Source organism: Kitasatospora sp. NPDC056327 (assembly GCF_042261735.1).
Classification (GTDB): domain Bacteria; phylum Actinomycetota; class Actinomycetes; order Streptomycetales; family Streptomycetaceae; genus Kitasatospora.
Window position 1 is genome coordinate 8,498 of the sequence record NZ_JBHJRC010000186.1, and the last position, 7,968, is coordinate 16,465.

Annotated in this window: 7 protein-coding genes; 4 read left to right on the forward strand and 3 right to left on the reverse strand. The window is 73.7% G+C overall.

Translation table 11 applies throughout. From position 1 onward, the window contains the following. Positions 1-161 precede the first annotated feature (161 nt). Positions 162-749 (reverse strand): SMI1/KNR4 family protein, encoded by a 588-nt coding sequence (locus ACFCX4_RS24330; protein ID WP_376145992.1) that lies wholly within the window; start codon positions 747-749, stop codon positions 162-164. Positions 750-1,210: 461 nt separating this feature from the next. Here ACFCX4_RS24330 and ACFCX4_RS24335 point away from each other — a divergent pair, with 461 nt between their 5' ends. The 3 genes from ACFCX4_RS24335 to ACFCX4_RS24345 are packed head-to-tail and all read left to right on the forward strand — an operon-like array spanning position 1,211 to position 4,668. Then, entirely contained in the window at positions 1,211-1,960 is a 750-nt protein-coding gene (locus ACFCX4_RS24335; RefSeq protein ID WP_376146008.1) for an ABC transporter ATP-binding protein, read from the forward strand. Continuing rightward, positions 1,957-3,747, forward strand: a complete 1,791-nt coding sequence (locus ACFCX4_RS24340; protein ID WP_376145994.1) for a hypothetical protein — start codon at positions 1,957-1,959, stop codon at positions 3,745-3,747. Before ACFCX4_RS24335 ends, ACFCX4_RS24340 begins: the two co-directional genes overlap by 4 nt. Positions 3,748-3,792: 45 nt before the next feature. Beyond that, complete coding sequence (locus ACFCX4_RS24345) at positions 3,793-4,668, forward strand: IS5 family transposase (RefSeq protein WP_376145997.1); 876 nt, start codon at positions 3,793-3,795, stop codon at positions 4,666-4,668. 164 nt (positions 4,669-4,832) lie between these two features. Here ACFCX4_RS24345 and ACFCX4_RS24350 read toward each other — a convergent pair whose 3' ends face one another. Further along, positions 4,833-5,801, reverse strand: coding sequence for an alpha/beta hydrolase (locus ACFCX4_RS24350; RefSeq protein ID WP_376146000.1), 969 nt, complete (start codon positions 5,799-5,801; stop codon positions 4,833-4,835). 37 nt (positions 5,802-5,838) lie between these two features. Then, positions 5,839-6,411 carry a TetR/AcrR family transcriptional regulator gene (locus ACFCX4_RS24355; protein ID WP_376146003.1) on the reverse strand — a complete coding sequence of 191 codons (573 nt, stop codon included), beginning with the start codon at positions 6,409-6,411 and terminating at the stop codon, positions 5,839-5,841. Between the two features lie 78 nt (positions 6,412-6,489). On the opposite strand from ACFCX4_RS24355, the gene ACFCX4_RS24360 reads away from it, so the two are divergent. After that, a complete protein-coding gene (locus ACFCX4_RS24360; protein ID WP_376146005.1) occupies positions 6,490-7,683 on the forward strand; it encodes a saccharopine dehydrogenase NADP-binding domain-containing protein in 1,194 nt (397 codons plus the stop codon). The last annotated feature ends 285 nt before the right edge of the window (positions 7,684-7,968 follow it).

Genomic DNA, 7,968 nt, shown 5'->3' on the forward strand with positions numbered 1-7,968 from the left:
TATTGTTTTTTTTTTCCGCGCCCGGCGGCTTGTCCCGTGGGTACCGGCGGCGCCCGGGGCCCCGGCGGGCGGCGCGCCGTGCCACCGCCAGGTGCGCAGCACGTAGCACGGCCCCGACCCGGGCTTGTGGTGCAACCCGGACTCTTGGTTGATCGACCGGTCTACCAGTCGACTGTTCCGTCGCGCCGGAGCATCGGCCGGCAGGCCGTTCCGACCCAGTCGCGGTCCTCGTGGTGCGCCATCGCCTGGGTAATGGCGTGGAGCCATGCGGCAAGACTCGGCCAGCCGGTGAAGTGGGCGCAGTCGTCGTGCGGGGCCCGGCCGAGGTGGCCGTGCCACAGGCCGGGGCCACTGTGAATGAAGTGCTCGTCGCCGTCTCCGCCCGCGAACGGTATCCACGACGTTCCCCACCACGGGTCGTCCTGCTGGTCCGGATCGTCGGCGTCCCACATGCTCATCCGCATGTCGCGGATCTTGACGATCCTCTTCGTGGAGTACAGAGGGCCGCACGGGAGGACTCCGACGGACGAGCCGTCGCCGTCGTGACAGAGCAACGACTCCCGCAGATCGGCGGGAAGCACGAGTCCGAGCCGCTCCTCCGCCCTGGTGATGGTTTCGGGCGATGCGGGCGGCCGGAGCTCGGCCAGGCCGGCCGGCGCGTGCTCCGTCAGCCAGGTGTCGATGAAGGTCCAGGACTCGGTCACGGAAGCGATCACCGGACTGATGCCGATGCGTGGGGGCTCGATCATGGGTCGTAGCCTCGCAGAACGCGGTGACACGCCCACCTGCCCGGTGCGGCGAGGCTTGGTGCCGCCTTCGTGGTGGACCGGTCGACGGCAGGGCTCGCCGGTCGCCGGGGGCAGGCCCACGTCGTAACGGTTCGGGGTGAAGCCGTTCCCGACCCCGGGCGGGGGCGGTGCCGTAGCGGGTGGTCCCGGACTTGGTCTCCGCGTCCGGAGCGCCCCAGGTCGGGGTGTCCTCGACGATGAACTCGCCGCCGTTCCTGAGCGGCCGCCCGCCCGCCCGCCCGCCGGCCGGACTGGCCTGGGCGAACTCCGCGCAGCCCGTGGAGCGGCCCCTGTCTGCCGCCGCCCGCGCAGCTGCGGCGCCGCGCGGGGCCGGGCCGGTGGCCGTCACCCTCACCCTCACCCGGACGGCCGCCGGCGGATCGGTACTGTGGCCGGACAACCCGTTGAGAGGCTCCGTCCCCATGGCCAAGAACGCCGCCGAACCACGCACCCCGGCCCGCAGGCCCCTGCTGCAGCTGACCGGCGTCAGCCGCTCGTACGGTGAGCGGGAGGTGCTGCACCCCGCGAGCCTGTCGCTGGCCGCCGGCGAGTGCGTGGCGCTGCTCGGCCACAACGGATCGGGCAAGTCGACCCTGCTCAGGGTCGCGGCCGGCCGTGACGCCCCCAGCAAGGGCACCGTGGTCTTCGACGGCATCCCGATGGACGAGAACGACCCCCGGGTCCGGGCGCGGGTCGCGGTGGTCGGCGACACCGTCGCCTGTTACCCCGACCTGACCGTCCGGGAGCACCTGCTGCTGGTCGCGGTCGCGCACGGGGTCGCCGACGCGCCCGGCTGGGTCGCCCAGGTGCTGGAGGGCCGGATGCTCACGGAACGGGCCGACGCGCTGCCCTCCGCCCTCTCCTCCGGACAGATGCAGGCGCTGCTGCTGGCCTGCGCGCTGGTGCGTCCGCGCGATCTGCTGCTGCTGGACGAGCCCGAGCAGCGACTCGACCCGGACGCCCGCCGGCACCTCGCCGACCTGCTGAAGGCGGAGCTGGCCGACGGCGTCGCCGTGCTGCTGGTCACCCACCACACCGACCTGGCCCTGGACGTGGCCGACCGGGTGGTGGTGCTGGAGGACGGCAGGATCCTCAAGCAGGGCCCCACCCGCAAGGTGCTGGCGGCGGACTTCGCGGCACGCGCCGCCGCGGGCTCGGCGGGCGCCCGGTGAGCGCCGCTCCTCCCCCGAAGGCCGGTCCCGCCCCGGAGACCGATGCCGCCGCCGAGGCCCGGACCGACGATGCCGGAACGGACGACGGCAGGACGGACGACGTTTCGACCGGCGACGGCTGGGCCGGCGACGGCTGGACGGACGACGACGACTGGACCGACGAGACACTCGCCCTCCTCCGCACCCTGCGCGCCCCCCACCGGCGCAACCGCGCCAAGTCGGTCGGCTTCGCGGTCTACTGCGTGATCCTCATCCTGATCATCTGGGGCGGCGTGCCCAGCCTCGGCCTGTTCCTGCAGGCGTCCATGGGCGCCGACTACACCGGCCACGGCGGCGACCTGCTCGCCGCGATGCCCGCCGGGATCACCGCGATCGGGCTCGCCACCTTCCTCCTGCTGGTCCGGGACGGCCTGTGGCGCGGCCCGGTCGTGCCGCCCCGGGCAGCGGCCGACTGGCTGCTGATCCACCCCGTCCGGCCCCGCCCGGTGCTCCGGCCGTGGTTCTGGCTGTCCTGCGCGGTGGCCGCGTTCCCCGGTCTGGTGGCGGCGGTCGGCGGCATGGTCGCGCTCGGCCTCACCGTCCGGACCGGCCTGCCGGCCGCGCTCGGCTGGTGCCTGCTCGGGGGCCTCTCCGTGCCGCTCCTGGCCACCTGCGCCGCCCTGGTGGTGGAACGCAGCGACCGCGCCGCCGGCTGGGTGCGCCGGCTCACCCCGTACCTGACGCTGCTGATCGTCGCGCTGGCGGGGCAGAGCGCGCTCGCCGTCGCCGGCCACCCGGTGCGCTGGCTGGAACTGGTCGAGATGTGGTCGGGCCCGTGGGGGTGGGCCGCGATCGCCGCCCTGGCGCCGACCCCGGCGGCCGTGACGGGCGGCTGGGTCGCCGCCGCACTGCTGCTGGTGTCGACCGGTGCCGCCCTGGTGCTCGCCGACCGGGCCGCCGCGACGGTTCCGCTGGCCCGGCTGCGGGAGCGGGCCAGGACCGCCGCCGGGGTGCTGGCCGCGCTCCGGACGGTCGAGCTGCGCAGCGCGCGGCTCGCGGTGAACAGCGCCAACGGCAGCACCCGGCAGCGCCGGATCCGGCTGCCCGCGCCCCGGCGGCCCTGGATGGTGGTGCCGTGGCGGGACTCCCTCGCCCTGCTCCGCTCCCCTGCGCGGCTGGGCCGCGCGACGGTCCTGGCGGTGCCCGCGCTGCTGTGCGCCGTCCTCGCGCACGGCGCCGCGGGCGCGCTGTCCTGGCTCGCCGCCGCCGTCGCGCTGACCTTCGGCTACCTCGCCGTCGCGCAGTTGCTGGAGCCGGCCCGGATCGAGACGGACGACGTCCGGCGGGCCTCCTGGTCGCCGTATCCCTTCGCCGCCCTGATGCTGCGCCACGCCATCGTTCCGACGGCGGCCGGGGTCCTGCTGGGGCTGGCCTGCACCGCGGCGCTGCTGGCCGCGGGCGCGGGCGCGGCCGCCTGGCTGGCCCCGGCCGCCGCGCCGGCGCTGGTCGCGGCGGGGCTGGTGAACGCCTGTCGCGGGGTGCTGCGCAAGGACCTGATGTTCTCCCCGGCCCAGGGCGCCGGCGGCGGGACGGGCCCGCTGGTGTTCGCCGTCTGGTACGCGGCCGGGCCTGTCGTGGGCGTGGCGGCGCTGACGCCCATGTTCTCCTCGGCCCTGCGCGGCGGGGCGGTCGTGGCGGTCGGCAAGGCCGCCCTGATGGCGGTGGTGGTGGCGGTCCTGCTGCTGCGCTGGGCGTACGCCAGAGCGTCGAAGATGAGCAGGGCCCGCCCCGGGGAGAGCACGCCCTAAGCCGTATATCGGAACCTGGCTCTGGGCCATGAATGATCATGGTCTATGGGGCGTGGAGATCTCACGGACGAGCAGTGGGCGGTACTGGAGTCGTTGTTGCCGACGGGGCCCGGGAGGGGACGGCCACCCGTCTGGTCTCGGCGGCGACTGATCGACGGTATACGGTTCCGGGTTCGGACCGGAGTTCCGTGGCGGGACGTGCCTGTCGAGTACGGGCCGTGGGGTCGGGTCTACGACCTGTTTCGCCGGTGGCAGCGGGACGGTACCTGGCACCGGGTCCTCACCCGGCTCCAGGTATTGGCCGATGCGAGAGGTGCGATCGTGTGGGACCTGAGCGTCGATTCCACCGTGTGCCGGGCCCATCAGCATGCGGCCGGAGCCCGTAAGCATGGCGACCTGCAGAAGGGACTGCCGGGCGGGATCTTCGCAGAGCCCTGTGACCATGGACTGGGGCGCCCGCGCGGCGGGTTCACCACCAAACTGCACTTGGCTGTAGAGCAGGGCCAGAAGCCCATGTCGATCGTGGTCACGGCGGGACAGCGCGGTGACTCGCCTCAGTTCGAACGCGTGCTGGAGAGAGTACGTGTGCCTCGTACGGGACCGGGCCGACCGCGTGTCCGTCCCGATCGCGTACGAGCGGACAAGGCCTACGCCTCGCGCCGAAACCGCGCCCATCTGCGTCGCCGTGGAATCCGCTGCACCATCCCGGACAAGGCTGATCAGGCACGAAACCGGCAGAAGCTCGACTCGCGCGGTGGCCGGCCACCCGCCTTCGACCCGGCTGACTACCGTGAGCGTCATGCGGTCGAGTACGGGATCAACCGGCTCAGGAGGACCCGCGCCGTCGCCACGCGGTACGACAAGCTCGCGGTCCGCTACGAAGCGACCGTACTGATCGCAGCTGTGAACGAGTGGCTTTGACCCCGTGGGTCTGGCCGCGGTGAGGGCGGAGGCCAGTTCGTCGGTGCCGCCGTCAAACCTCAGCACAGCGGCCGGATGCCGGCGGGCGGGTCGGCGTCGACGGCTGAACGGCGGCGGGAGTCCAGCCGTCGACGGTGCGGGGCCGACCGCGCGGGGCGTGTCGGTCAGGCGGTGTTCTTGCTGACGAAGGCGGCGATGGCCTCCTCCATCTGCCGGAGACCGGGGTCTTCGAGGGGGTAGTGACCGGCGCCTTCGAGCAGGACGGTGTCGACGGGGACCTTGGTGATGCGGGACAGAACGGGCAGGCTGAGGTGGTGGGGGGTCCAGCGGTCCTCGGCGGGCTGGGTGAGCAGGACGGGGCAGGCGTCGAAGTCGGGCGGCTCGACGGCGGGGGTGTAGGTGGCGTAGCTGTCGAGGAAGCGGACGCTGACCCAGTTGGCGGCGGAGGTGGGGTCCTTCATCAGGACCTTCATGGCCTCCGGGTTGTTGGCGAGGGCGGACATCTTGGAGGCCAGGCTCATCGGGTACTTGGCGGAGGCGGCCGGGGTCCTGGCGATCAGGCCCATGAGGGGGACGCCGGCGCGGGCAGTGAGCTTGTCGTGGGAGGTCTCGTCGCGGACCTGCTGGTCGCGCTGGTCGAGGAAGGTCATGCCGACGATGCCGCGCAGGGTGCCGCGGGGGGCCTTGGCTGCGACGTGGTAGGTGAGCATGCCGCCGGCGCTGAGCCCGTAGAGAACGATGGGGCGGTCGTCGCGGGACTGCTCGTACGCGAGGAAGTCGACGACGAGGTCGACCCAGTCGTCGTAGGAGGGGGTGGTGCCGGGCTTGACCTTGGTGAGGCCGTAGCCGAGGTTGTCCAGGGCGACCGTCTCGAAGCCGCGCCGGGCGAGCGGTGCGCCGAGGATCAGGGACATCTGGCGGCCGTTGGTGCCGACACCGTGGTGCAGGACGACCTTCGCCTTCGCGTCCGGGTTGCGGTAGCGGTCGAGGTGGACGCGGTTCCCCCGCCACTCCCAGTACTCCTCCTCCGGGGCGGTGGCGTCGGTCAGCCGCAGGCGCTCGGGCAGGAACTGCTGGAGGTCGCGCCACGCCTGCTGGTCGCGGTAGTGGTCGGGGGCGGGGGTGCTGTGCATGAGGGTGCGCCTTTCGGGCGGGGCCGGCCCGTGGGGGTCAACCGGGGGTGGACGTGGTGGAGGCGAGGGCCCCGCGAGTGATCATCCGCACGCCGGTCAGCAGTTCGTCGCGGACGGCGTCGGTGTCGCGCAGGTCCTCCTCCAGGCCGCGGGTGAAGGTGAGCAGCACGGCGGCAGCCTGCCGCGCGCCTTCCCCGGCGGCCTGGGCGAGGGTTGATGTGAGGAGCGCGGCCAGGTGGTCGGTGTAGGCGGTGACCAGGCCGGGGGCCTGGGCGGTGGCCGCGGACAACAACTCCTGGGCGTGGGCGGGACTGTCCTGCCAGAGTCGGATGGCGACCTCCAGCTTCACCGTGAGGACGGCGAGGACCGTCTCCTCCGCGGTGGCCGCCGCCTCGGCCGCAGCATCCGAAGCGGCGGTGGCCCGCTCCAGCAGGGACCGGACGACCTTGACGATCGCCTCCTCCTTGCTCCCCACGTACTTGTAGACCGTCGGGCGCGACAGCTGCGCCTCCTCGACGATGTCGGAGACCGTGGTGCGGCGGTAGCCGTTGCGGCAGAAGCAGCGGTACGCGGCGTCGAGGACGAGCTGGGAGGTGGGGACCTTCGGCATGCCTACAAAGTTAACATCAGAGCGCAAATGTGTAAAGCTGGAGGCGTCTCCGGACCCCTCCGCACGAAAGGCACCACCGTGGACAAGCGCAGAATCCTCCTGCTCGGAGCGACCGGCTTCACCGGCCGCCGCGTGCTGCGCGAGCTGCTCGCCCGCGGCGAGGAGCCGACCCTGGTCGGCCGCAGCCGCGCGAGGATGCTCGCCCTGACCGAGAACCTCCGGGCCGATCTGGACGTCATCGAGGCCGACGCCACCTCGGAGGCCGACCTCGCCGGCGTCTTCGAGCCCACCGACGTCGTCGTCTCCACCGTAGGACCGTTCGCCCGGCTCGGCCTGCCCGCCGTCACCGCCGCGGCCCGGACCGGGGCCCACTACCTCGACTCCACCGGAGAACCCCCCTTCATCCGGCAGGCGTTCGCCCTGGACGGCATCGCCGCCGCCAGCGGCGCGAGCATCGTTCCGGCCTTCGGCTACGACTACGTCCCCGGCAACCTCGCCGGCGCCCTCGCCCTCACCCGTGCGGGCGAACGGGCGCGCCGCGTCGAGGTCGGCTACTTCCTCACCCGCTCCGGCCACGGCGACGAGACGCGCTACCGCAGCACCCTGCGCGACGCCTTCACCCTCACCACCGGTGGCACCCGCGCCTCACTCGTCGGTTCCGCTGTCGAGGACGCCTTCGCCTACCGCCGCCCCCGCACCGGCGGCCCCGCCCGCCTCGCCACCGAGCACACCGGCGCCCGCCTGCTCACCTTCCGCTACGCGGGCCTCACCCGCACCGCACTGACCGTCGGCGGCTCCGAACACCTCGGCCTGCCCGAAGCCTTCCCCCACCTCGACAGCGTCGACGTGGGCCTGGGCTGGTTCGGCCGCGCCACCCGCCTCGTCCGGACCACCACCCACCTCGCCGCACCCCTGCTGCACACCCCCACGATCCGTGGCGCCGTCACCAAGCTCTCCGAGCGCCTCCCCGGTTCCGCCCGCGAACCCGACCCCGACGGCCGGGCCCTCGTCGTCGCCACCGCCCGCGACGCAGCAGGCCGCCCCCTGGCCACCACCGCCCTCACCGGCCCCGACCCCTACGAGATGACCGCCTCCCTCCTCGCCTGGGGAGCCGGCCACGCTGCCGCCCCTGGCGCCGCCCTCACCCCCGGCGCCCACGGCCCCGTCACGGCCTTCGGACTCCGGACACTCCGCCACGGCGCCACGCAGGCCCGCCTGCACGAAACCGAGCACACGACCATACGAGGCAGGGGACGAAGGACACCAGGATGACGCTCTCGAAACACGACCAAGACGCGTGCCGGGCGCCTCGTCGGTTCCGGCGCCCCGGCGCGCCGCCGACCCGGGCCCGGCCCGAATCCTCCCGGGGCGGGCCCGGGAGGATCCGGGTCCGGCCCGTGGTCATGTCCGGAGGGGCGACCGGGCCCGTACCGTCGGCGCCGGCGTGGGAGCGGCGGGCCGCCCCGCTGTCCGCCGGTCCCGTCGAGGCTGGGGCGGGCGTGGTCGTGCTGTTCGGCCTGCCACCGGTCGGCGACCTCGCGCCGGCGGGTGCCGGCG